20 protein-coding genes and 2 tRNA genes are annotated in these 23,007 nt (G+C 64.0%); 13 read left to right on the top strand and 9 right to left on the bottom strand.

Annotated elements, in window-relative coordinates:
* Window positions 1-20 precede the first annotated feature (20 nt).
* On the bottom strand, window positions 21-914 hold the full coding sequence (nhaR, locus tag N7422_RS18145; RefSeq protein WP_279807842.1) for a transcriptional activator NhaR: 894 nt from the start codon (window positions 912-914) through the stop codon (window positions 21-23).
* A gap of 132 nt (window positions 915-1,046) precedes the next feature.
* Here nhaR and N7422_RS18140 point away from each other — a divergent pair, with 132 nt between their 5' ends.
* Window positions 1,047-1,286: a hypothetical protein gene (locus tag N7422_RS18140; protein ID WP_279807841.1), complete on the top strand. Its 240-nt coding sequence runs from the start codon at window positions 1,047-1,049 to the stop codon at window positions 1,284-1,286.
* A 26-nt stretch (window positions 1,287-1,312) separates the two neighbouring features.
* Complete coding sequence (locus tag N7422_RS18135) at window positions 1,313-2,068, top strand: TerC family protein (protein WP_279807840.1); 756 nt, start codon at window positions 1,313-1,315, stop codon at window positions 2,066-2,068.
* A gap of 74 nt (window positions 2,069-2,142) precedes the next feature.
* Here the strand turns inward: N7422_RS18135 and N7422_RS18130 are convergent, their stop codons facing one another.
* Window positions 2,143-2,322, bottom strand: coding sequence for a hypothetical protein (locus N7422_RS18130; protein WP_279807839.1), 180 nt, complete (start codon window positions 2,320-2,322; stop codon window positions 2,143-2,145).
* A gap of 228 nt (window positions 2,323-2,550) precedes the next feature.
* Here N7422_RS18130 and N7422_RS18125 point away from each other — a divergent pair, with 228 nt between their 5' ends.
* Window positions 2,551-3,219, top strand: coding sequence for a peptidase C39 family protein (locus N7422_RS18125; protein WP_279807838.1), 669 nt, complete (start codon window positions 2,551-2,553; stop codon window positions 3,217-3,219).
* A 117-nt stretch (window positions 3,220-3,336) separates the two neighbouring features.
* On the opposite strand, the gene N7422_RS18120 is transcribed toward N7422_RS18125, so the two are convergent.
* Window positions 3,337-4,620 (bottom strand): FAD-binding oxidoreductase, encoded by a 1,284-nt coding sequence (locus tag N7422_RS18120; RefSeq protein WP_279807837.1) that lies wholly within the window; start codon window positions 4,618-4,620, stop codon window positions 3,337-3,339.
* Window positions 4,621-4,822: 202 nt separating this feature from the next.
* Between N7422_RS18120 and N7422_RS18115 the strand changes: the two genes are divergently transcribed.
* Both N7422_RS18115 and N7422_RS18110 read left to right on the top strand, forming a co-directional pair.
* Window positions 4,823-4,899: transfer RNA gene (locus N7422_RS18115), tRNA-Val, on the top strand.
* A 252-nt stretch (window positions 4,900-5,151) separates the two neighbouring features.
* Window positions 5,152-5,228, top strand: a tRNA-Val gene (locus N7422_RS18110).
* A gap of 93 nt (window positions 5,229-5,321) precedes the next feature.
* Here the strand turns inward: N7422_RS18110 and N7422_RS18105 are convergent.
* Together N7422_RS18105 and dkgB are read right to left on the bottom strand one after the other, a co-directional pair.
* Complete coding sequence (locus N7422_RS18105) at window positions 5,322-6,503, bottom strand: MFS transporter (protein WP_279807836.1); 1,182 nt, start codon at window positions 6,501-6,503, stop codon at window positions 5,322-5,324.
* Between the two features lie 74 nt (window positions 6,504-6,577).
* A complete protein-coding gene (gene dkgB, locus N7422_RS18100) occupies window positions 6,578-7,381 on the bottom strand; it encodes a 2,5-didehydrogluconate reductase DkgB (RefSeq protein ID WP_279807835.1) in 804 nt (267 codons plus the stop codon).
* A gap of 259 nt (window positions 7,382-7,640) precedes the next feature.
* On the opposite strand from dkgB, the gene N7422_RS18095 reads away from it, so the two are divergent.
* On the top strand, window positions 7,641-8,501 hold the full coding sequence (locus tag N7422_RS18095; protein ID WP_279807834.1) for an AraC family transcriptional regulator: 861 nt from the start codon (window positions 7,641-7,643) through the stop codon (window positions 8,499-8,501).
* A gap of 286 nt (window positions 8,502-8,787) precedes the next feature.
* Here N7422_RS18095 and N7422_RS18090 read toward each other — a convergent pair whose 3' ends face one another.
* The gene (locus N7422_RS18090) at window positions 8,788-9,282 is read right to left on the bottom strand and encodes a DUF934 domain-containing protein (protein WP_028691443.1); all 495 of its coding nucleotides are present in this window, start codon (window positions 9,280-9,282) and stop codon (window positions 8,788-8,790) included.
* The gene (locus tag N7422_RS18085; protein ID WP_279807833.1) at window positions 9,266-10,918 is read right to left on the bottom strand and encodes a nitrite/sulfite reductase; all 1,653 of its coding nucleotides are present in this window, start codon (window positions 10,916-10,918) and stop codon (window positions 9,266-9,268) included. The genes N7422_RS18090 and N7422_RS18085 overlap by 17 nt, the downstream gene beginning before the upstream one ends.
* A 216-nt stretch (window positions 10,919-11,134) precedes the next feature.
* Between N7422_RS18085 and N7422_RS18080 the strand changes: the two genes are divergently transcribed.
* On the top strand, window positions 11,135-12,211 hold the full coding sequence (locus N7422_RS18080; RefSeq protein WP_279807832.1) for an ABC transporter substrate-binding protein: 1,077 nt from the start codon (window positions 11,135-11,137) through the stop codon (window positions 12,209-12,211).
* A 280-nt stretch (window positions 12,212-12,491) separates the two neighbouring features.
* On the opposite strand, the gene N7422_RS18075 is transcribed toward N7422_RS18080, so the two are convergent.
* Window positions 12,492-12,710 carry a DUF2970 domain-containing protein gene (locus N7422_RS18075; protein WP_186659654.1) on the bottom strand — a complete coding sequence of 73 codons (219 nt, stop codon included), beginning with the start codon at window positions 12,708-12,710 and terminating at the stop codon, window positions 12,492-12,494.
* An 87-nt stretch (window positions 12,711-12,797) separates the two neighbouring features.
* Window positions 12,798-16,505, bottom strand: coding sequence for a methionine synthase (metH, locus tag N7422_RS18070; RefSeq protein ID WP_279807831.1), 3,708 nt, complete (start codon window positions 16,503-16,505; stop codon window positions 12,798-12,800).
* 174 nt (window positions 16,506-16,679) lie between these two features.
* Between metH and N7422_RS18065 the strand changes: the two genes are divergently transcribed.
* The 6 genes from N7422_RS18065 (at window position 16,680) to N7422_RS18040 (ending at window position 22,956) form a co-directional block, all read left to right on the top strand.
* Complete coding sequence (locus N7422_RS18065; protein WP_279807830.1) at window positions 16,680-18,980, top strand: fatty acid cis/trans isomerase; 2,301 nt, start codon at window positions 16,680-16,682, stop codon at window positions 18,978-18,980.
* A 192-nt stretch (window positions 18,981-19,172) separates the two neighbouring features.
* Window positions 19,173-20,207, top strand: coding sequence for an acyltransferase (locus tag N7422_RS18060; RefSeq protein ID WP_279807829.1), 1,035 nt, complete (start codon window positions 19,173-19,175; stop codon window positions 20,205-20,207).
* Window positions 20,208-20,264: 57 nt separating this feature from the next.
* Window positions 20,265-20,849: a Fe-S biogenesis protein NfuA gene (nfuA, locus tag N7422_RS18055; protein WP_279807828.1), complete on the top strand. Its 585-nt coding sequence runs from the start codon at window positions 20,265-20,267 to the stop codon at window positions 20,847-20,849.
* A 120-nt stretch (window positions 20,850-20,969) separates the two neighbouring features.
* The gene (locus tag N7422_RS18050; protein WP_279807827.1) at window positions 20,970-21,680 is read left to right on the top strand and encodes a hypothetical protein; all 711 of its coding nucleotides are present in this window, start codon (window positions 20,970-20,972) and stop codon (window positions 21,678-21,680) included.
* Between the two features lie 184 nt (window positions 21,681-21,864).
* On the top strand, window positions 21,865-22,473 hold the full coding sequence (locus N7422_RS18045; protein ID WP_279807826.1) for an SCO family protein: 609 nt from the start codon (window positions 21,865-21,867) through the stop codon (window positions 22,471-22,473).
* The gene (locus N7422_RS18040; protein WP_279807825.1) at window positions 22,474-22,956 is read left to right on the top strand and encodes a copper chaperone PCu(A)C; all 483 of its coding nucleotides are present in this window, start codon (window positions 22,474-22,476) and stop codon (window positions 22,954-22,956) included. It begins immediately after the preceding gene.
* The last annotated feature ends 51 nt before the right edge of the window (window positions 22,957-23,007 follow it).

Below are 23,007 nucleotides of genomic sequence, written 5' to 3'. Positions count from 1 at the left end.
TGCCTTGAGTGGCGGCCGGCCTACCAGTGGAACAACTCCCGCCGCGCCCCTTCGGTGATCGCCAGGATCCCCGGGTGCTTGACCTTGCGCTCCACCGAAATGGCATAGAACGACTCGTTCACCGCTTCGGTCTGGCCGATCAGCCGCACGCCGCATTGCCGGCAGACTTCCTCGGCGATCACGCTGGGGGCAACGAAGATACCGCTGCCTGACTGGCCGAAGGCCTGCATCAAGGCGCTGTCGTCGAACTCGCCGACGATCCGTGGCTGCACCTGCTGTTCGGCCAGCCAGCGCAGCAGACGGCTGCGCACCACGGTTTCCGGGCCGGGAACCAGCATCGGCGCATCGTCCAGGCAGGCGGGGAAGGGTTTGTCGAGCCGCGCGGCCAGCGTGGGCGTGGCGAAGAAGCTCAGGCCACACTCGCCGAGCTTCTGGCTGTAGCCCTTGATATCCAGGTGGCTGGGCATCGGGCTGTCGGAAATCACCAGGTCCAGGCGCTGGATCGCCAGGTCGGCCAGCAGGCGCTCGAGCTTGTCCTCGCGGCAGTTGATGCGCAGCACCTCGTCCAGCTCCATGGTCGGTGCCAGCAGGCGGTAGACGATGGACTTGGGCACCACGTCGGCCACACCCACGCGGAACAGGATCTGCTCCTGCGGGCCGGCCCGCAGCATGGCTTCGAGCTCGCCGCCGATCTGGAACATCTGCTCGGCGTAGACCAGCGCCTGGCGGCCGGTCTCGGTCAGTTCCAGCTGACGGCCGACGCGCTGGAACAACTCCAGGCTCCAGGTCTGCTCGAACAGGCTGATCTGGCCGCTGATGGTCTGCGGGGTGAGGTTCAACTGCTCGCTGGCGCGGGCGATGCTGCCTGTCTTGGCCACAGCCCAGAAATAATGGAGCTGGCGGTAGTTGAGCATGGCTTTTCCATATTCGTAAAAACCGAAGTATATACGCTGAAAATACGAATTTTCCGGATGTTTCAGTCTCTCTAGAATGCGACCCCATCAGGCGCACGACGCGCCGCCCGGAATTCGACAAGCGAGGACTCCATGCTACAACTCAAATCCATTGGCACGCCGTTGGTGCTGGTACTGGCGCTATTTGCCATGGCAGGTTGCGACCAGGCCGAGAAATCCGCCCAGCAGATGCTCGACCAGGCGGCGGAAACGGCCAAGCAGGCCATCGACAAGACCAACGATGCCGCTCAGCAGGCCCTGAGCGAGGCCATCGGCACCGAGGGCGAGAAAGCCAAGGCCGAAGACGACAAGAAAGACACCCAGGACATCTGACCCCGGACACGAAGCAGGACTGACCAATGGAATATTTGCTGGAACTCGCCGCAAGCCCCACCGCCTGGGTTGCCCTCGCCACCCTGGTGGCCATGGAGGTCGTGCTGGGCATCGACAACCTGATCTTCATCTCCATCCTCACCAACAAGCTGCCCGAAGCCTATCGCTCGAAGGCACGGCGTATCGGTATCAGCATGGCCCTGATCATGCGGCTGGCGCTGCTCAGCACCGTGGCGTGGATCGTCCAGTTGACGGAGCCGGTGATCGACGTGTTCGGCCACACGTTCTCGTGGAAGGACATGATCCTCATCGCCGGTGGCCTGTTCCTGCTGTGGAAGGCGACCAAGGAGATCCATGAAAGCGTCGATCCCCATGGCGCCAAGGAAGAATCCAAGCTCGGCGGCACCGTGACCATCGGCTTCACCGCGGCGATCTTCCAGATCCTGCTGCTGGACATCGTCTTCTCGATCGACAGCATCATCACCGCCGTGGGCATGACCGAGCACCTGCCGATCATGATCATCGCCGTGATCAGCGCCGTGATCGTGATGCTGGTGGCGGCCGACCCGCTGGCCAAGTTCATCAACGACAACCCGACCGTGGTGATGCTGGCCCTGGGCTTCCTGATCATGATCGGCATGACGCTGATCGCCGAAGGCTTCGGCGCCCATGTGCCGAAAGGCTATGTGTACGCCGCCATGGCGTTCTCGACGGCGATCGAGATCCTCAACATCATGGCTCGCCGGGCGCGGTTGAGGCGCGAGGCGGCTGAAGGCAACTGAGCGGCAAGCTACAAAAGGCAAGAGGGAGCTTAGGCTCCCTCTTGTCGTTCATGGCTCTGAGCGTGTGACTGCTGTCAGTGGGCGCCTGCATGCCGGCGTGCGCGACGCACGGGTGGTGGCTTGGCCGAAGCTTGAGGTGATGGGTGGTGCGGGTGGGAATGTCTGCGCACGATGCGCAACACTCCCCAGAGCATGGCCGCCGCGACGCTAAGCCACATGCCGACCAGCATGAAAATCGCCATTGTCAGGCTCATGTGTGCCTCCTTCTCTCCGGCGAGTCGGGCTCGCCATCCAGACACAGCTTTAGTCTAGCTGGCGCGCTGTGACGTTCCATTGACCGAAGGTCGAGTGCTTGGGCCGTTTCGTTCCTAGCCAGCCCCGGGCTATACCCGGACGCGCCCGCGTCCTATGATCAGTGCTCATCGCCGGGCGCTGCCGCCTGGCATCGGAACAAGCGAGTGCCTACGTTGCAAAAGCTCCCCATGTTTCGGGCCTTCGGCCCACGTCGTCTGTTGGCCGCCTGCCTGGTGGCAGCGACCCTGACTGGCTGTGCCGGCGCCCCTCCCTCCACGCTCGGGGCCCTGCCGCAACGGGTCGAGATCAGCAGCGTGCCGTTCTATCGCGGCAACGCCAATCACAGTGGCTCGATGGCCCTGGCCGCCATGTTGTCGCAACAAGGGGCGCCGATCACACCGGGCCTGCTCGACAAGTCGCTGGGCCTGCCCAGGGCCGCCGAGGCACTGGATACCGGAATCCCCCGCGTGGCCCGCGAATACGGCAGGGTGGTCTACCCACTGGACAAGCGCCTGGACGCCTTGCTGGCGCAGGTAGCCGCCGGTTATCCGGTGCTGTTGCGCTATCAGGAAGGTTCGGCCTGGTGGAGCGAGCCGCGTTACGCGGTGCTGATCGGCTACGACCGCTACAAGCAGCGGGTGCTGCTGCGCTCAGGGATGCATCGGCGCCAGTTGATGGCCTTCGATGATTTCGAGTCGGCGTGGGCCAAGGAGGGCAATTGGGCGGTGCTGCTGCAGTCGCCACGGCAACTGCCGGCCCAGGTGGATCGCCAGCGCTGGTTGCAGGCGGCAGACGAGCTGGCCCGTGCAGGGCAGGAGATCGCGGCGAAGCAGGCGGTCACCAGCCTCGGGCATTGAGGGCTGGGACCGCTTTGCGGTCCTTTCGCGGCACAAGGCCGCTCCTACAGAAGACCACGATCCCCTGTAGCAGCGGCCTTGTGCCGCGAAAGGGCCGCAAAGCGGCCCCGAACTGTCTTAGAAGCCCAGACGATCGCGCAGGCTGTAATACCAGGCACCAATGGCGCTGAACGGCACGCGCAGCATCTGCCCACCCGGGAACGGGTAGTGCGGCAGCCCGGCGAACGCGTCGAAGCGCTCGGCCTGGCCGCGCATGGCCTCGGCCAGTACCTTGCCCGCCAGGTGGGTGTAGGTGACGCCGTGGCCGGAGCAGCCCTGCGAGTAGTAGATGTTGTCGCCGATCCGACCGACCTGCGGCAGGCGCGACAGGGTCAGCAGGAAGTTGCCGGTCCAGGCGTAGTCGATCTTGACGTTCTTCAGCTGCGGGAAGGCCTTGAGCATCTTTGGACGGATGATCGCTTCGATGTTGGCCGGGTCACGCGCGCCGTAGACCACGCCACCGCCGAAGATCAGGCGCTTGTCGCTGGTCAGGCGGTAGTAGTCGAGCAGATAGTTGCAGTCCTCGACGCAGTAGTCCTGCGGCAGCAGGGTACGGGCCAGTTCATCGCCCAGCGGCTCGGTGGTGATCACCTGGGTGCCGCACGGCATGGACTTGGCGGCCAGCTCTGGCACCAGGTTGCCCAGGTAGGCGTTGCCGGCGACGATGATGAACTTGGCGCGCACCTTGCCTTGCGGGGTGTGCACGACCGGGTTGGCGCCACGCTCGATGCGCACGGCCGGGGTCTGTTCATAGATGATGCCGCCCAGCGACTCGACCGCTGCGGCTTCGCCGAGGGCCAGGTTCAGTGGGTGGATGTGGCCGCCGCTCATGTCGAGCATGCCGCCCAGATAGTTGTCGCAGGCGACGACTTCGCGGATGCGCTTCTGGTCCATCAGCTCGAGCTGGGTGTGGCCGAAGCGTTCCCACAGGCGTTTCTGCGATTCCAGGTGGCCCATCTGTTTGGAGGTCAGGGCCGCGAACACGCCGCCGTCCTTCAGGTCGCACTGGATGTTGTACTTGGCCACGCGCTCACGAATGATGCGCCCGCCCTCGAAGGCCATCTGGCCCAGCAGTTGGGCCTGCTTGGGGCCGACGGTACGCTCGATGACGTCGATGTCGCGGCTGTAGCTGTTGACGATCTGGCCACCGTTGCGGCCCGAGGCGCCGAAACCGACCTTGGCGGCTTCGACGATGCTTACCTTGAAGCCGTTTTCCAGCAGGAACAGGGCGCTGGACAGGCCGGTGTAGCCGGCACCGATGATGCACACATCGGTTTCCACCTCACCCTGCAGCGCCGGACGTGGCGGCACCGGGTTGGCCGAGGCGGCGTAGTAGGACTGGGGGTAGGGGGTGTTAGCCATGCTCGAGGAACCTCGTGTTTTATATTTTTAACGAATGTACCGATGCTATCAATAATAATAAACACCCGCTAGTCGTCCGGTGAAAATCCTTTACAGCCCGAGGTTGCTGCCCATGCCGCAAATATTTTTAATATTCAGTAGGTTAGCTTGAAAAAAACAGTTGACACCCTATCGGGAATCGGTAGAATGCGCCCCACACGACAGGCACATAGCTCAGTTGGTTAGAGCACCACCTTGACATGGTGGGGGTCGTTGGTTCGAGTCCAATTGTGCCTACCAAATCAGAAGAGGGCGATCCGCAAGGATCGCCCTTTTTGCATTCTGCTTGCGCTCGGGCGTTTACGCGTTCCCGGCAGGAACGGCTGCAGCCGCGATCACTCGCCAAGCGAGTGCCAGACACCGTGGTGCCTGCTTCGCGGTTGAAGCCGCTCTTACCTAGGTCGCGTCGAGCTGTTCCGCAAAGTTTTTGATTTTTTTGAAAAAAACGCTTTACAGGTATGTTCTCGATCACTAATATGCGCCCCACACGACAGGCACATAGCTCAGTTGGTTAGAGCACCACCTTGACATGGTGGGGGTCGTTGGTTCGAGTCCAATTGTGCCTACCAAATCAGAAGAGGGCGATCCGCAAGGATCGCCCTTTTTGCTTTCTGTCTTTCGGTCAAGCTACGAGAAAGGGGCGCAAGCGCCCCTGATGCATCTTAGGCGGCGTCGCCCAAGGCCTTCTCCGTTACCTTGCCCCGCCCGCCGAGCCATACCAGCAGCAACCCTCCCGCTGCCAACAGCCCGCCCGCCATCGGTACGGCGGCATAACCCAGGTCCAGGCTGATCACGGCGCCGCCCAGCGCGGCGCCCACCGCGTTGCCCAGGTTGAATGCGCCGACGTTGATCGACGAGGCCAGGCCCGGTGCTTCGATCGCGGCAGTCATCACGCGCATCTGCAGTGGCGGCACCACGGCAAAGGTGAACACTCCCCAGACCAGCAGGGCGATGGCTGCGCCGACAGGGGTGCCCAGCACCAGCGGCATCAGCAGCATGATCGCGGCCAGTGCGGCGAGGAAGATCTTTGCCGCGCCATCCAGCGACCAGTCCGCCAGTTTGCCACCCAGGCTGTTGCCGAGGGTGAAGCCGATGCCGATCAGCACCAGGCCGAGGGTGACGAACGTGTCGGAGGCGCCCGTCAGTTCGGCCAGCACCGGCGCGACATAGGTGTACAGGGTGAACATGGCGCCGGCACCGAGCACCGTGGTGGCCATGGCCAGCAATACGTTGGGGCGGGCGATCACCGCGAGCTCCTTGCGGACATGCGGTGCGCTGCCGCGTTCACCCTTGGGCAGGGCATACCACAGCGCGGCGATGGCCAGCACGCCGAGCACGGCGGTACCGGCGAAGGCCATGCGCCAGCCGATCTGTTGCCCCAGCCAGGTCGCGGCTGGCACGCCGCCGATGTTGGCGATGGTCAAGCCCATGAACATGGTGGCGATGGCGCTGGCTTGCTTGTCCTTTGGCACCACACTGGCGGCGACCACCGCGCCGAGGCCGAAGAAGGCGCCGTGGTTGAGGCTGGTGACCAGGCGTGAAGCCAACAGGGTGTAGTAGTCCGGCGCCAGGGCCGAGAGCAGGTTGCCGACGGTGAAGATGCCCATCAGCATCATCAGTGCGGCGCGTTTGCCGAAGCGGCTGAACAGCAAGGTCATGATCGGTGCGCCGACCATCACGCCGATCGCGTACGCGGTGATCAGCATCCCGGCGGTGGGGATGCTGGCGTCGACGCCTTCGGCGATGACGGGCAGCAACCCCATGGGGGTGAACTCGGTGGTGCCGATGCCGAAGGCGCCGATGGCCAGGGCGAACAGGACCCGTTTGGGGGAAAGCGTGCTCATCGGGAGCTCCGTGTTTTACGCGATAGCGGAATTTCAGGTGCCGTCCGGATGCCGGACGGCACAGGTGGCGGGAATCAGTCCCAGGCTGGCGCCAGGCCGTCAGGGCTGACTTCACGACCGTTGCGTTCCAGTGCTGCGATGCGTGCCAGGTCGTCGCTGTCCAGGCGCAGGTCACGGGCAAGCAGGTTGCTGGCCAGGTTCTCGCGCTTGGTGGACGATGGGATCACCGCATAGCCCAGCTGCAGCGCCCAGGCGAGGGCCACCTGGGCGACGGTGGCGTTGTGCTTGGCGGCAATCTCGGCCAGCACCGGGTCCTTCAGGACCTTGCCGTAGGCCAGGGTCATGTAGGAGGTGGTGGTGATGCCTTGTTCGTTCAGGAAGGCGGTCAGCTTGCCGTTCTGCAGGTACGGGCTGAGTTCGATCTGGTTGGTGGCGATCTCGCCTTTGCCGACCACGGCAATCGCCTGGCGGGTCAGCTCGATATTGAAGTTGGATACGCCGATCTGGCGGGTCAGCCCCAGCTTCTTGGCTTCGGCCAGGGCTTGCATGTACTCGCTCAATTCGACACCGTTGCCAGGCGCCGGCCAGTGGATGAGCAGGAGGTCGACATGGTCGGTGCGCAGTTTGGCCAGGCTGTCCCGCAGGCTTGGGATCAGTTTGTCGGCGGCGTAGTTGTCGATCCAGATCTTGGTGGTGATGAACAGCTCGTCACGTGGCACGCCGCTTTCGGCGATGGCCTGGCCGACTTCGGCTTCATTGTTGTAGATCTGCGCGGTATCGATGGCGCGATAGCCCAGTTCCAGGGCCGATTTGACCGAATCGATGACGGTCTGGCCGGTGAGGCGGAAGGTGCCGAGGCCGAAGGATGGAATGCTCATGGATCTGCTCCTGGTGGACGGTGTAAGGATCGGACCTGCAACAGTGGCGGGTGGGTTCGATCGAGTGGGTGCAGTCTGCAGTGTTGGCGCGATTTGATTAAGGCGCCGGCGGGCCAAGGTCTTTTGACCTTGAATCAATAATGCATGGGTGGGTCGTGAGTGGAGTAAAGGCAATCGGCAAGTGAGCAAAGACGGCTAGGTGCTGGCCAGGGTGAATCGAGGAACCTATCGCGGATCGTATTTCCAGGAGCAATCGGCCTTGTCAGTCAACGCCCTCTACCAGCAGCGTTTCGATACCGTGCTGGCCTATATCGAGAACAACCTCGAAGGCGACCTGTCGGTGGAGACCCTCAGTGCCGTGGCGCACTTTTCGGTGTTCCACTTTCATCGGCAGTTCAGCGCCTATGTGGGCGTGCCGGTTGCCCGCTACGTGCAGCTGATGCGCCTGCGTCGTGCCGCGCACCGGTTGGTCGGCCAGTCCCGCCATTCGGTGCTGGAGGTGGCGCTGGAGGCCGGCTTCGAAAGCCCCGAGGCTTTCAGCAGGGCATTCCGGCGGGCCTTCGGGCAGGCGCCCAGTGGGTTCAGGCGTCAGCCAGGCTGGCAGCTATGGAATACGGTGTTTGCCATCCCTCATTTTTCCAGGAGCATCACCATGCAGGTACGAATCGTCGATTTCGCCACCGTCCGTCTCGCCGCGCTAGAGCACCGTGGGCCGCCCAATCAAGTCAGCGAGACCGTCCAGCGGTTCATCGACTGGCGCATGAGCAGCGGACAGTCGCCCGTGGCTACCAGCCGGAGTTTCGGTATTCCCTACAACAATCCGGATACCACGGCGCCGGAAGACTTTCGCTTCGCCATCTGCGGGGAGATCCACGAGGCCGTGGGAGCGAACGCCCAGGGCGTGCGGGAGCTGAGCCTGCCGGGCGGTCGCTGCGCGGTGGTGCGACATGTGGGGTCGCCGGACCATATCGGCGAGACGATCTACCCGATCTATCGCGACTGGTTGCCCGCCAGTGGCGAGGAACTGCGCGATCATCCGCTGTTCTTCCACTACCTGAGCATCTATCCGCGGACGCCGTTGGAGCAGTGGCAGACGGACATCTACGTGCCGTTGCGTTGAGGTGCGCGTGAAGTCCCTTGCGGGCTAGCTTATTGATTTATCTAGGCCCTGTGGGAACGGCCTTGCGTCGCGAAAGGGGCGCGCAGCGGCCCCGGATTCCGATCCACCATCGAAATTGCTGGGGGCTGCTGCGCAGCCCTTTCGCGACGCAAGGCCGCTCCCACAGGGGGAAAGCTCCCTGCGCGACAGCGTAGCCCAAAGGGCGGGGCGATCTCCCACAGGGACTACTGGTCGCCCAATGACAAGGCCCGCCAGGAGGCGGGCCTTGTCGGTGCTGCGCTGGCGATCAGCGGCGGCGGAACAGCGGCAGCGGCTCGTCGGTGGCGCCCTGGTAGGTCACCGAGAAGTCCTTCAGGCTCTGCAGCGCGTCTTCCGGGTCCTTGTCGGCGCGGATGGCGAACGCATCGAAGCCACAGCGGGCCATGTAGAACAGCTGGTCGCGCAGCACGTCGCCGATGGCGCGCAGCTCACCCTTGAACTTGTAGCGGTCACGCAGCAGGCGCGCGTTGGAGTAGTTGCGCCCGTCGGTGAAGGCCGGGAAGTTCAGGGCGATCACCTGGAAGTGCTCGACGTCTTCACCGATCTCCTCGGCTTCCTCGTCACTGTCCAGCCAGATACCCAGGCCGCCGTCGCGGGCCTTGAGCAGGCTCGGATGATCGCGCCACAGTTGCAACGGCACGATGTAGTCGTCGCAGTTGGTCAGCTCGTCGATCGAGACGTCCTTGGGCAGCAGGTGCCAGGTTTCGTCGACGATCTGGTTGTTCTTAATGATTCGCTGCATAGACGCGTTCCTTGAAGGGGTCGATGCCGATCCGCTGGTAGGTGTCGATGAAGCGCTCGTCTTCGGTGCGCTGCTCGACGTACACGCTGATCAGTTTCTCGATCACGTCGGCCATGGCGTCCTGGGCGAAGGACGGGCCGAGGATCTTGCCCAGGCTGGCGTCGCGGGCGGCGTTGCCGCCCAGCGAGACCTGGTAGAACTCCTCGCCCTTCTTGTCCACGCCAAGGATGCCGATGTGGCCGACGTGGTGATGGCCGCAGGCGTTCATGCAGCCGGAGATGTTCAGGTCGAGCTCGCCGATGTCGAACAGGTAGTCCAGGTCGTCGAAGCGACGCTGGATGGATTCGGCGATCGGGATCGACTTGGCGTTGGCCAGCGAGCAGAAGTCACCGCCCGGGCAGCAGATGATGTCGGTCAGCAGGCCGATGTTCGGGGTGGCGAAGCCTTGTTCGCGCAGCTCCAGCCAGAGGGCGTGCAACTGGCGCTGCTCGACGTCGGCGAGGATGATGTTCTGCTCGTGGGAAGTGCGCAGGTAGCCGAAGCTGTAGCGTTCGGCCAGTTCGGCGACGGCGTCCAGCTGCTTGTCGGTCAGGTCGCCGGGGGCGACGCCGGTGGGCTTGAGCGACAGGGTCACGGCGATGTAGCCGGGCTTCTTGTGCGCACGGGTGTTGCGCGAACGCCAGCGGACGAAGCCCGGGTGCTCGGCGTCCAGGGCGCTGTAGTCGACGTTGTCGAGGGCCAGGTACTCGGGGTCGACGAAGTGACGGGCGACGCGCTGCACCTCGGCCTCGGTCAGGGTGGTGCTGCCGCCGCGCAGGTGAGCCATCTCGGCCTCGACCTTCTCGGCGAACACTTCCGGGGTGAGAGCCTTGACCAGGATCTTGATCCGCGCCTTGTACTTGTTGTCACGGCGGCCGTAACGGTTGTACACGCGCAGGATGGCGTCCAGGTAGCTGAGCAGGTCCTGCCAGGGCAGGAATTCGTTGATGAACGAACCGATCACCGGGGTGCGGCCCAGGCCGCCACCGACCAGCACGCGGAAGCCCAGTTCGCCGGCGGCGTTGCGCACCGGCTCCAGGCCGATGTCGTGCACTTCGATGGCGGCGCGGTCATCCTTGGAGCCGTTGACGGCGATCTTGAACTTGCGCGGCAGGTAGGCGAATTCCGGGTGGAAGGTGGTCCACTGACGGACGATCTCGCACCACGGACGCGGGTCCACCAGCTCGTCGGCGGCGACACCGGCGAACTGGTCGGTGGTGACGTTGCGCAGGCAGTTGCCGCTGGTCTGGATGGCGTGCATCTGCACGGTGGCCAGCTCGGCGAGGATCTCTGGAATGTCTTCCAGCGCCGGCCAGTTGTACTGCACGTTCTGGCGGGTGCTGATGTGCGCGTAGCCCTTGTCGTAGTCGCGGGCGATCTTCGCCAGCATGCGGACCTGAGGTGCGTTCAGCTGGCCATAGGGCACGGCGACCCGCAGCATCGGGGCGAAACGCTGGATATACAGGCCGTTCTGCAGGCGCAGAGGGCGGAATTCTTCTTCGCTCAGCTCACCGGCCAGGTAGCGGCGGGTCTGATCACGGAACTGCTTGACGCGGTCCTCGATGATCCGCTGATCGTACTCGTCGTATACGTACATATAAGTCCTGTCTCAGGCTGCATGCAGCTAATCGCGCGCACGGCCGCGCACTCCGGGTCGGAGCGGGGGAACGATAGCAGAGTGGGTTTATGCGCTAAAGTGATGTTTTTGCATATGAAAAGAACCATTTGGACTAAGTGAGACTGACTGGCATTTGTCCGCTCAGGGGCATCGGATGGCTATAATCGGGCGTTTGTATCGCAGGGATGTAACCGCATGCTCAAGGCCTTGTGCCAGAGCCTGTGCCTGAGTCTGCCGCTGGCAGCGAGCGCACAGGCCGCTTCGGTGGTGTTTCTCAATCCGGGATATTCCAACGAAACCTTCTGGGTCGATTATTCGCGCTTCATGCAGGCCGCCGCGACGGACCTGGGCATGGATCTGCGCGTGCAGTACAGCGAACGCCGCGCGGATCTCGCCCTGTCCCAGGCCCGTGCGGTGCTGCAGGGGGCGCGACGCCCGGATTATCTGGTAGTGGTCAACGAACAGTACGTGGCGCCGGAAATCATCCGCCTGTCGCGTGGCACCGGGGTGAAGCTGTTCCTGGTCAACAACGGTCTGACCGACAGCCAGGCGAGCAGCATCCAGGCGCAGCCGGAGAAGTACGCCCAGGTGCTCGGCACGCTCACCGGCAACGACGAAGAGGCTGGCTACCAGATGCTCGGCGCGATGATCGCGCAGTTGCCGGCGACGACCGAGCGCGTGGACTTGCTGGCCTTTGCCGGCATCAACACCACGCCGGCCTCGCGCTTGCGTGAGCAGGGCATGCGCCGGGCCCTGGCGGACCATCCCCAGGTGCGCCTGCGGCAGGTGGTGTATGGCGGCTGGAGTCGCCAGCGGGCCTTCGAGCAGGCGCAGATGCTGCTCAAGCGCTATCCGCACACGAAACTGGTGTGGTCGGCCAACGACGAGATGGCGTTCGGCGCCATGCAGGCGTTCGAGGCCGCGGGCAAGGTGCCTGGGCGCGACGTGCTGTTCAGCGCGGTCAACAGCTCGCCCGAGGCCCTGCGCGCCCGCATCGACGGGCGCCTGAGCGTGCTGATGGGGGGGCACTTCAGCCTGGGCGGCTGGGCCATGGTCATGCTGCATGACGATGCCCAAGGGTTGGCGTTGGACCGCGATGGCCTGCGCGAACACCGTGTGCCGGCCTTGCAACTGATCGATCCGGTCAAGGCGCGACGCTGGCTGCAGTTGCTGGAGCAGGGTGGCTACGGCATCGACTTTCACCGCTACAGCGCCGAGGGGCGTGCCGCGGACTTTCGCTACCCGTTTCTCACGTCACCCGTCGACTATTGAAAGACCCTGCTTGAGCGAAGGGCATTGCTGGACTTAACTGCTGCTTGAAGTGCATTCCCATAAACACTACAAGAGGCAATGCAATGGGAAACTCTACCAAGATCCGCAAAGCTGACAGCAGCGTCGATGCCTGGGCGATCCTGTGCCTGATCGTGCTGGTGGTGGTCACTGCCGTGTATTGGGTCAGCCATCAGTAGCGGATACCGCTTCAGACCGTGAAACGCACCTGAACCGCCCGCGGACGGGATATCCGCGGGCGGCTTGCGTTTGCCTGCGCGTGCTAGCGCGCCGTCAGATGCATGGCCAGTTGCACCAGCCCGATCAGCACGAAGATGAAGATCAGGGTGAACAACGTGCCCATCACGATGAAGTGGCTGGCCTTGCCATAGGTGAAATCGCGCGCGCGGTTCTTGCCGCTCTGCACGCCGAAGGCGGCGGCGAGGATGCTTTGCAGCATTTGCCAGAAGGTGGGCGGTTTGCCCGGGGTGCGGTCGTCCATGAGTGGCTCCTTGGTCAGAGGCAATCAGGGACAGTGTAGGTAATCCTGAGAGGAACGCAGGAGCGGGGAAAGCCCGCTCCCACGGGGTCAGTTGTCGTAGCCCAGGTTCGGTGCCAGCCAGCGCTCGCTCACGCTGATGTCCTGGCCCTTGCGCGCGCTGTAGCGCTCGATCTGGTCCTTGTCCACTTTGCCCACGGCAAAGTACTGCGCCTGCGGGTGGGCGAAGTACCAGCCGCTGACCGCCGCCGCCGGGAACATGGCGAAGTGCTCGGTGAGGAACACGCCGCTGGGGCCGGTCTCGCCGATGGCGCTGCCATCGAGCAGGCGGAACAGCGTGGCCTTCTCGGTGTGGTCCGGGCACGCCGGATAGCCCGGGGCAGGGCGGATGCCACTGTACTGCTCCTTGATCAGCGCCTCGTTGTCCAGCTGCTCGTCCTTGGCGTAACCCCAGTAGTCCTTGCGCACGCGTTCGTGCAGCCATTCGGCGCAGGCCTCGGCCAGGCGGTCGGCGAGGGCCTTGACCATGATCGAGCTGTAGTCGTCGCCCTTGTCCTGGTAAGCCTTGGCCACTTCCTCGGCGCCGATGCCGGCGGTGGTGATGAAGCCACCGACGTAGTCGGTCACACCGCTGTCCTTCGGTGCGACGAAGTCGGCCAGCGACCAGTTCGGCTTGCCGTCGGGCTTGATGGTCTGCTGGCGCAGGTGGTGCAGGGTGGCCAGTGGCTGACCGTCGTCGCCGTAGACTTCGATGTCGTCATGCGCGACCTGGTTGGCCGGCCAGAAACCGAACACCGCCCGGGCGCTGATCAGTTTCTCGTCGATCAGCTTGTCGAGCATCTCTCGGGCGTCCTTGTACAGCGCGGTGGCAGCCTCGCCGACGACTTCGTCGGTGAGGATGCGCGGGAACTTGCCGGCCAGGTCCCAGGAGATGAAGAATGGCGTCCAGTCGATGTACTCGGCCAGCTCGCGCAGGTCGATGTCGTCCAGCACCTTGACGCCGGTGAAGGCGGGCACCGCGGCCTGGTAGCCGGCCCAGTCGTACTGTGGCTTGGCGGCGATGGCCTGATCGTAGCTCAGGCGCTCGGTGCGGGCGCTGCGGTTGGCGGTGCGCTCGCGCACGTCCACGTATTCCTGGCGGGTCTTCTCGACGAAGCCGGCCTTGAGCTCCCTGGACAGCAGCTGGGTGGCCACGCCCACCGCGCGCGAGGCGTCGGTGACGTAGATCACCGCATCGTTGGCGTACTTCGGCTCGATCTTCACCGCCGTGTGCGCCTTGGACGTGGTCGCGCCGCCGATCATCAGCGGAAGGTGGAAGTCCTGGCGCTGCATTTCCCGGGCGACGTGGACCATTTCGTCCAGCGACGGGGTGATCAGCCCGGACAGACCGATGATGTCGCACTTCTGCTCGCGGGCGGTCTGCAGGATCTTCTCGGCCGGCACCATCACACCCATGTCGACGATGTCGTAGCCGTTGCAACCCAGCACCACGCCGACGATGTTCTTGCCGATGTCGTGGACGTCGCCCTTGACCGTGGCCATCAGGATCTTGCCCTTGGCCTGCGGCTTGTCGCCTTTCTCGGCTTCGATGAAGGGGATCAGGTGGGCCACCGCCTGTTTCATCACCCGGGCCGACTTGACCACCTGGGGCAGGAACATCTTGCCGGCGCCGAACAGGTCGCCGACCACGTTCATGCCGCTCATCAGCGGGCCTTCGATGACCTCGATCGGGCGCGCCGACTGCTGGCGGCACTCCTCGGTGTCCTCGACGATGTAGGCGGTGATGCCCTTGACCAGCGCGTGCTCGAGACGCTTGTCCACCGGCATCGAACGCCACTCTTCGTTTTCCACTTCCTTGGTCGCGCCGCCGCCCTTGTAGTCATCGGCGATGGCCAGCAGGGCATCGGTGCCGTGCGGGGTGCGGTTGAGCACCACGTCCTCGACCTTCTCGCGCAGGGCGGCCGGGATCTCGTCGTAGATCTCCAACTGGCCGGCGTTGACGATGCCCATGGTCAGGCCGTTCTGGATCGCGTGGTAGAGGAACACCGAGTGGATCGCCTCGCGCACCGGGTTGTTGCCGCGGAACGAGAACGACACGTTGGACACGCCGCCGCTCGACAGCGCGAAAGGCAGATGATCGCGGATGTAGGCGCAGGCTTCGATGAAGTCGACGGCGTAGTTGTTGTGCTCCTCGATACCAGTGGCGACGGCGAAGATGTTCGGGTCGAAGATGATGTCTTCCGGCGGGAAGCCCACTTCATCGACCAGGATGTCGTAGCTGCGCTGGCAGATCTCGCGTTTGCGCGCCGCGGTGTCGGCCTGGCCGACCTCGTCGAAGGCCATCACCACCACGGCGGCGCCGTAGCGCTTGCACAGGCGGGCGTGGTGCTTGAACTGCTCGACGCCCTCCTTCATGGAGATGGAGTTGACGATGCCCTTGCCCTGGATGCACTTCAGGCCCGCCTCGATCACCTCCCACTTGGAGGAGTCGATCATGATCGGCACGCGGGAGATGTCCGGTTCGCCGGCGATCAGGTTGAGGAAGCGGACCATGGCGGCCTGGGAGTCGAGCATCCCTTCGTCCATGTTGATGTCGATCACCTGGGCGCCGGCCTCGACCTGCTGCAGGGCGACTTCCAGCGCTTCGGTGTAGTTCTCTTCGCGGATCAGTCGGGCGAACTTGGCGGAGCCGGTGATGTTGGTGCGCTCGCCGACGTTGACGAACAACGACTGGCGGTCGATGGTGAACGGTTCCAGGCCCGACAGGCGGCAGGCTTTGGGGATGTCCGGGATGGCCCGTGGCTTGTACTTGGCCACGGCCTCGGCGATGGCCTGGATGTGTGGCGGGGTGGTACCGCAGCAACCGCCGATGATGTTGAGGAAGCCGCTGGCGGCGAACTCCTCGACCACCGCGGCCATTTCCGCCGGCGTCTCGTCGTATTCGCCGAAAGCGTTGGGCAGGCCGGCGTTGGGATGCGCCGAGACGAAAGTGTCGGCCTTGGCCGAGAGTTCTTCCAGGTACGGGCGCAGGTCCTTGGCGCCCAGGGCGCAGTTCAGGCCGATGGAAATCGGCTTGGCGTGGCGCACCGAGTTCCAGAACGCCTCGGTGGTCTGGCCCGACAGGGTACGGCCGGAGGCATCGGTGATGGTGCCCGAGATCATGATCGGCAGTTCGACATCGTCTTCTTCGAACACCTGCTGCACGGCGAAGATCGCCGCCTTGGCGTTGAGGGTGTCGAAGATGGTCTCGATCAGGATCAGGTCGGCGCCACCCTCGATCAGGCCACGGGTGGCCTCGATATAGTTTTCCACCAGTTCGTCGAAGGTGACGTTGCGATAGCCGGGGTCGTTGACGTCAGGGGAGATCGAGCAGGTGCGGCTGGTCGGGCCGAGCACGCCGGCGACGAAGCGCGGCTTGTCCGGGGTCTCGAGGGTCTTGGCATCGGCCACCTGGCGGGCGATGCGCGCGCCTTCGACGTTGAGCTCATACACCAGCGCCTCCATGCCGTAGTCGGCCTGGGAGATCTGCGTGGCGTTGAAGGTGTTGGTCTCGAGAATATCGGCGCCGGCATCCAGGTAGGCTTTCTCGATCGCGGCGATGACATCGGGGCGGCTGAGCAGCAAAAGATCGTTGTTGCCTTTGACATCGCTTGGCCAATCGGCGAAGCGCGTGCCACGATAGTCGTGTTCCTCGAGGCGGTAACTCTGGATCATAGTACCCATGCCGCCGTCGAGGATCAGGATGCGCTCTTGGAGTGCGTTCTGGAGTGCTTGTAAACGAGCGCTGCGGTCGGACATAGGAACTACCTGGTCGGGCAAAAATCAGAAGGTGCCGAATAATAACAAAGCTGCATGGATTTTAGGCGTATCGCCCATTTGCATGAATTTCCCTCATGTTGTTGCGCGCCTCCCAACACCTCAGGACCCGCCAGGCACATCGTGATGGCTTCAAGTAACCAGGACATTCGGCACATGCTGCATCGCATACTTGCCAGCGCCTTCGCCTTGCTCATCAGTGGCGCGGCGTTCGGGCAGGCCCCCCAATCGAGCCCGACGATCTCATACACGCGGGATATCCAACCGATCTTCACCGAGAAATGCGTAGCCTGCCACGCCTGCAACGACGCGGCCTGCCAGCTCAACCTGGGCAGCGCCGAGGGCGCCGAGCGGGGGGCTTCCAAGGTGCCGGTCTACCAGGGCGAGCGTAGCCAGGCCGTGCCCACCACGCGGCTGTTCTACGATGCCCGCGACGAGGCGGGCTGGCGCAAGCAGGGCTTCTACTCGGTGCTGGACAAGCAGGGCGACCAGGCGGCGCTGATGGCGCGCATGCTCGAGCTGGGCCACAAGACCCCGCTCACGCCCAATGCCAAGCTGCCCGAAGAGATCGTCCTGGGGCTCAATCGCAACAACATGTGCCCACTGCCGCACGAGTTCGATGCCTATGCCGGCGTCCACCCCAAAGAGGGCATGCCGCTGGCGGTCACCGGCCTGACCGATCAGGAATATCAGACCCTGCAGCGCTGGCTGGCCGCTGGTGCCCCGGTGGAGAAGACGCCGATCCAGCCCAGCGCGGTGGAAGCGAAGCAGATCGCCGAATGGGAAGAGTTGCTCAATCGTCCGGGCTCGACCGAGGCGCTGGTCGGCCGCTGGCTGTACGAACACCTGTTCCTGGCTCACATTCACTTCGTCGGCGGCGAGCAGGGCCACTTCTTCCAGTGGGTGCGCTCGCGCACCCCGAGCGGCCAGCCGGTGGACCTGATCGCCACGCGCCGACCCAACGACCCGCCAGGCACCGACTTCTATTACCGCCTGATCCCGGTGCAGGGCGTGATCGTGCACAAGACCCACATCACCTACCCAATGGGGCCGCAGAAGCTCAAGCGGGTCAAGCAGCTGTTCTACAGCGGCGACTGGCACGCCACCGCGCTGCCCGGTTACGGCCCGCGCCACCGCGCCAACCCGTTCGAGACGTTCGAGGCGATTCCGGCCGTGGCGCGCTACCAGTTCATGCTGGACAACGCCGAATACTTCGTGCGCACCTTCATCCGCGGCCCGGTGTGCCGCGGGCAGATCGCCACCGACGTGATCCGCGACAACTTCTGGGCGCTGTTCCAGGAGCCGGCCCACGACCTCTATGTCACCGACGCCAAGTATCGGGGCGAGGCCACGCCGCTGCTGGCCATGCCGGGGCAGATCGACGATGTCGGCAGCGTGCTGAGCTTGTGGCACGCCTACCGCGACAAGCGCAATGAATACGAAGCGCTGCGTCGTGACGCCTATGCCGAGCAGCCGGCGCCCAGCTGGTCGACGCTGTGGGCTGGCAACGACAACGCCCTGCTGAGCATCTTCCGCCACTTCGACAGCGCCTCGGTGACCAAGGGCCTGATCGGTGACGTACCGCTGACGATGTGGCTGTTCGACTATCCGCTGTTCGAGCGTACCTACTACCAGCTGGCGGTGAACTTCGACGTGTTCGGCAACGTCTCGCACCAGTTGCAGACGCGCCTGTACTTCGACTTGATCCGCAATGGCGCCGAGGTCAACTTCCTGCGCCTGATGCCGGCCGGCAAGCGCGGCGCGATCCTCAGCGACTGGTACCAGAACAGCGGCAAGGTGAAGATGTGGCTGGACTACGAGGATATCGACACCAGTACCCCGAGCGCACTGAAGCTGGACAAGCACGATCCCAAGCGTGACTTCGGCCTCAAGCTGCTGCAGCGCACCGCCAGCCTGAACGCGGCGCCCGATCCGATCAACCGCTGCCTGGGCGCCTACTGCTCGCGCCCTGCGATTTCGGCGCAATTCCGAGATGTCGAGCAGTCGCTCAGCCGCCTGGTCTCGCGTCCGGCCGCGGGGCTCAAGGTGATCGGCCAGCTGCCCGAGGCGACCATGCTGCGCATCGAAGGGCAGGGCGGCCAGCGTCAGGTCTACAGCCTGCTGCGCAACCGTGCCCACAGCAACGTCGCGTTCCTGCTGGGCGAGGCCTATCGTTACCAGCCGGGGCTGGACACCCTGACGCTGTATCCGGGCGTGCTCAGCAGCTATCCCAACTTCATCTTCAACATCCCGGCGGCCGATGTGCCGGAGTTTGTCGAGGACATGGAGGCCGCGCGCGATGACACGGCGAAGTTCGAGCGCGTCGTCATGCGTTGGGGCGTGCGCCGCAGCCACCCCGAGTTCTGGCGCTACTTCCACGACCTGAACAGCTATATCAAGGAGACCGAGCCGGTGGAGGCGGGCGTGCTGGACATGAACCGCTACGAGAACCTCTGATCGGTCGGCCTGACCTTTGCGGCGCCAATGGGGTCGGAATCGGTAGGTAGGCCCCGGGGACTGCTTTTGCAGCCCATCACCGGCAAGCCGGCTCCCACAGGTGTGCGCGAATCCTGTGGGAGCCGGCTTGCCGGCGAAACGAGCGCGAAGCGCTCGCCGGGCCTCAATGCACCGCCGATCACAGGGTATTTCATGCTGTATTCGCTTCAGGCTCTTCGGGCATTCGCCGCCTGGGTGGTGGTCTGCCACCACTTCATGCAGATCTTCTTCGACTTCCACGCCACCGGCCCCATCGGCCAGTTGCTGGCCGACCGCGGCGCGGTCGGGGTGGACATCTTCTTCGTGATCAGCGGCCTGGTGATCTACCTCTCGACCCGCGACAAGGACATCGCCCCCGGGCAGTTCCTGCTCAACCGCGCACTGCGCATCGTCCCCGCCTACTGGTTCTACACCCTGCTGATGGCCGTGCTGATGCTGATCGCCAGCCGCTGGATGCCGCACCAGGTGTTCGAGTGGCAGCACCTGCTGCTTTCGCTGCTGTTCATTCCGGCGCAGAACCCGGGTGGCTACGGCCTGTACCCGACGCTCAACGTCGGCTGGACACTGAACTTCGAAATGTTCTTCTACCTGTTGTTCGGCCTGGCCTTCCTGGTGCGTCAGCGTCATCACCTGCTGCTGGTGACGGCGGCATTGCTGCTGGTCAGCGAAGTGCTGGGTCGGCTGGGCGTGCTCAGCCGCTTCTACAACAACGACATCGTCTACGAGTTCCTGCTGGGGATTGGCCTGGGCGTGCTGTACCGCCGTGGGTTGATCCGCAAGGGGTTGTGGCTGCCGCTGGGGCTGCTCGGCCTGGCAGGATTCGCCCTGTATCACCTGGATGCCTCGCCGCGCCTGTTGCACTGGGGACTGCCCAGCGCGCTGGTGGTACTGGCGTTCATCGCCCTGGAGCCCTGTTTCAAGGGCAACCGGGTGCTCAAGGCGCTGGGTGATTGCTCCTATTCGGTGTACCTGATCCATGTGCTGGTGCTGTACGCCGGGCTGTTCGTGCATGAGCGGCTGGGCCTGAGCCCCTATCTGGTGTTCGCTTTGTGCGTGCCGTCAATCGGACTAATGTCGTGGTTCAGCTACCAATGGCTGGAACGTGGCCTGTACGGGCGGCTCAAGGCCTGGATCGCGACGGATTCGGCGCGGGAGCCGGCGTTGGCGCTTTCCCGAGTCAAATGCTAGGACTTTGTTCAGGGGCCGGCTTGGCGTACACTGCCGGCAAGTCTGTGAGGAACTTCCATGAGCGCTATAACCATTACCGACGCCGCCCATGATTACCTGGCCGATCTGCTCTCCAAGCAGAACACGCCTGGCATCGGCATCCGTATTTTCATTACCCAGCCGGGCACCCAGTACGCCGAGACCTGCATCGCCTACTGCAAGCCGGGCGAAGAAAAGCCTGACGACGAACCGGTGGGCCTGAAGAGTTTCACCGCCTACCTCGACGCGGTCAGCGTGCCGTTCCTCGAGGACGCGCTGGTGGACTACGCCACCGACCGCATGGGCGGCCAGCTGACCATCAAGGCGCCGAACGCCAAGGTGCCGATGGTCAATGAGGACAGCCCGATCAACGAGCGCATCAACTACTACCTGCAGACCGAGATCAACCCCGGTCTGGCCAGCCACGGCGGCGCCGTGAGCCTGGTGGACGTGGTCGACGATGGCATTGCCGTGCTGCAATTCGGCGGTGGCTGCCAGGGCTGCGGCCAGGCCGATGTGACGCTGAAGGAAGGCATCGAGCGCACCCTGCTCGAGCGCATCCCGCAGCTCAAGGGCGTGCGTGACGTGACTGACCATAGTCAGAAGGAAAACGCGTACTACTGATCGACAGTGGTGACGCCGTCGCGGGACGAGCCCGCTCCTGCAGCTTTTCTCTGTGGGGGCGGGCTTGCCCCGCGCTGCATCAAGTCTCTCTCTTCCCTTTACTGAACAAGGACGCTCGGTATGAAAGCCCGGCATGCATTGCTGATCCCGTTGTCGTTAGCCTGCGCGCAGGCGTTGGCCAGCTACCAGCCACCGGGCGGTACCGACGAGCAATATCGCGAGGCCGTGACGACCCTGGATGCGCTGGAACCACGCCTGCTCGAACTGGTCCAGCGCTCCCTGGCGGGTACGCCTGCGCAGGCGCTTGCAGCGGACGCTGCGGCGTTGCGCAAGGAGCGCGATCCGGCGCTTGTACAGTTGCAACAGGCAGCGGCCCAGGGCCATGCCGTGGCTCAGTATCGTCTAGCGCTCTACTACTTCGCCTATGAACCTTCCGTGGACGTGGCCACGACCTGCAAGCTGATGACCGACAGCCTGGAACAAGGCTTCGCTCCCGCGGCGCTGCGCGTGAGCACCGATTGCATCGGTTACGTGGATGGCCCGGCGTACCTGCCGGCCCTGCAGAAGGCGCTGGCCGACTTCCCGCAGTTCGCCAGTTACTATCCGCAGCCGGCGGTCTGGTTCGAATGCTTCAAGCCAGACCCCAAGGACAATCGCTTGCAGTGGGGAGAGGCCACGGCCTACAAGGCCGAACTCTATCGGCTGCTGGGACACAAGGCTGGCCGCAGGGATTCGCCGATGCGACGTGAGTACTGGCAGCAGGCGGTGGACCTCAATGGCTGTCCGCGAATTGCCGATCGCATGAGCACCGCGCAGGCGAATGTGCACTGACCCCCTAGCAACAAAGTGTTACGGATTCAAGGCCTGCGACAACGGGTCGCGCCCCGTAAACAAAGGGCTGCAGCCCGATCAGCCGCATGTCGGGTGGATGGTGCGGGGGGAGCGTGACAGAATGCCCCGGTTTTCTGGCCGGCCCATCCCAGGGGTCGGCACCTTCCCTGTAAAGGATGGTTCCATGACTGATCTGTTGACCCGGCGCGCGGTAGTCGCCGGGATGGGCGTACTGGGGCTTGGCCTGCTGGCGGGTTGCAACCCGGCCCGAGGCCTGGATTTCAAGTACGGCAAGAACATGAGCAACGAAATCCTCGGGCGCAAGTTCAAGCTCAAGGACACTCGAGGCAACGACTGCACGCTGTCGAGTTTCTACGGTTCGATGCCGATGATCTTCTTCGGCTTCACCCAGTGCCCGGCGGTCTGTCCGACCGCGCTGGCGCGTGTGGTGCAGATCAAGAAGATGCTCAGGGGACGCGACCAGGAAATCTTCCAGCCGGTATTCATCACCCTGGACCCGGAGCGTGACACCCCCGAAGTGCTCGACGCCTACGTCAAGGCCTTCGACTCGTCGATCATCGCCCTGACCGGCACTCCCGAGGAAATCGCCGAGGTGGCCAGGGAATTCAAGGTGTTCTACGAGAAGGTCCCGGCCGGCGACACCTACACCATCTCTCACTCGTCCACCAGCTACGTCTACGATACACGTGGCACCTTGCGCCTGAGCCTGGGCCACTCCCTGAACGCCAAGGAATGCGCCGAAGACCTGGCCACCCTGATGGAGATCTGCTGAATGTCGATGCAACCAATCAAGCGCGGCCTGGCCGCCCTGACGCTGCTGGCCCTGGCCATGCCTGCCTTCGCCCAGACCACCGTGAGCGGTGCCTGGGTGCGCGCCAGCGTGCCGCACCAGCAGGCTACCGGCGCCTTCATGACCCTGACCGCCAGCAGCGACAGCAAGCTGGTCGGCGTGGCGTCGCCGGTGGCCAAGACTGTGCAGGTGCACGAGATGACCATGAACGGCGACGTGATGGGCATGCGTGAGGTCAAGGCCGTCGAGCTGCCGGCCGGCAAGGCGGTGAAGCTGGACCCGAACGGCTACCACGTGATGCTGATGGGCCTGAACCAGCAGGTGAAGGAAGGTGAGCAGGTGCCGCTGACCCTGACCATCGAGGATGCCAAGGGTGCGAAGGAAACCTTGCAGGTGCAGGCGCCAGTGCGTGCGCTGAACGCCGAGGCCGGTGCCGGGCATGACCACATGCACATGAATCACTGACCGTGCATCGGGGGCGCTACGCGCCCTTTTCGCGGACACAAGGCCGCTCCT

The sequence above is a fragment of the Pseudomonas sp. GD04091 genome, assembly GCF_029836165.1.
In the GTDB taxonomy this organism is placed as follows: Bacteria; Pseudomonadota; Gammaproteobacteria; order Pseudomonadales; family Pseudomonadaceae; genus Aquipseudomonas.
This window is presented reverse-complemented; position numbering and strand designations above follow the sequence as displayed.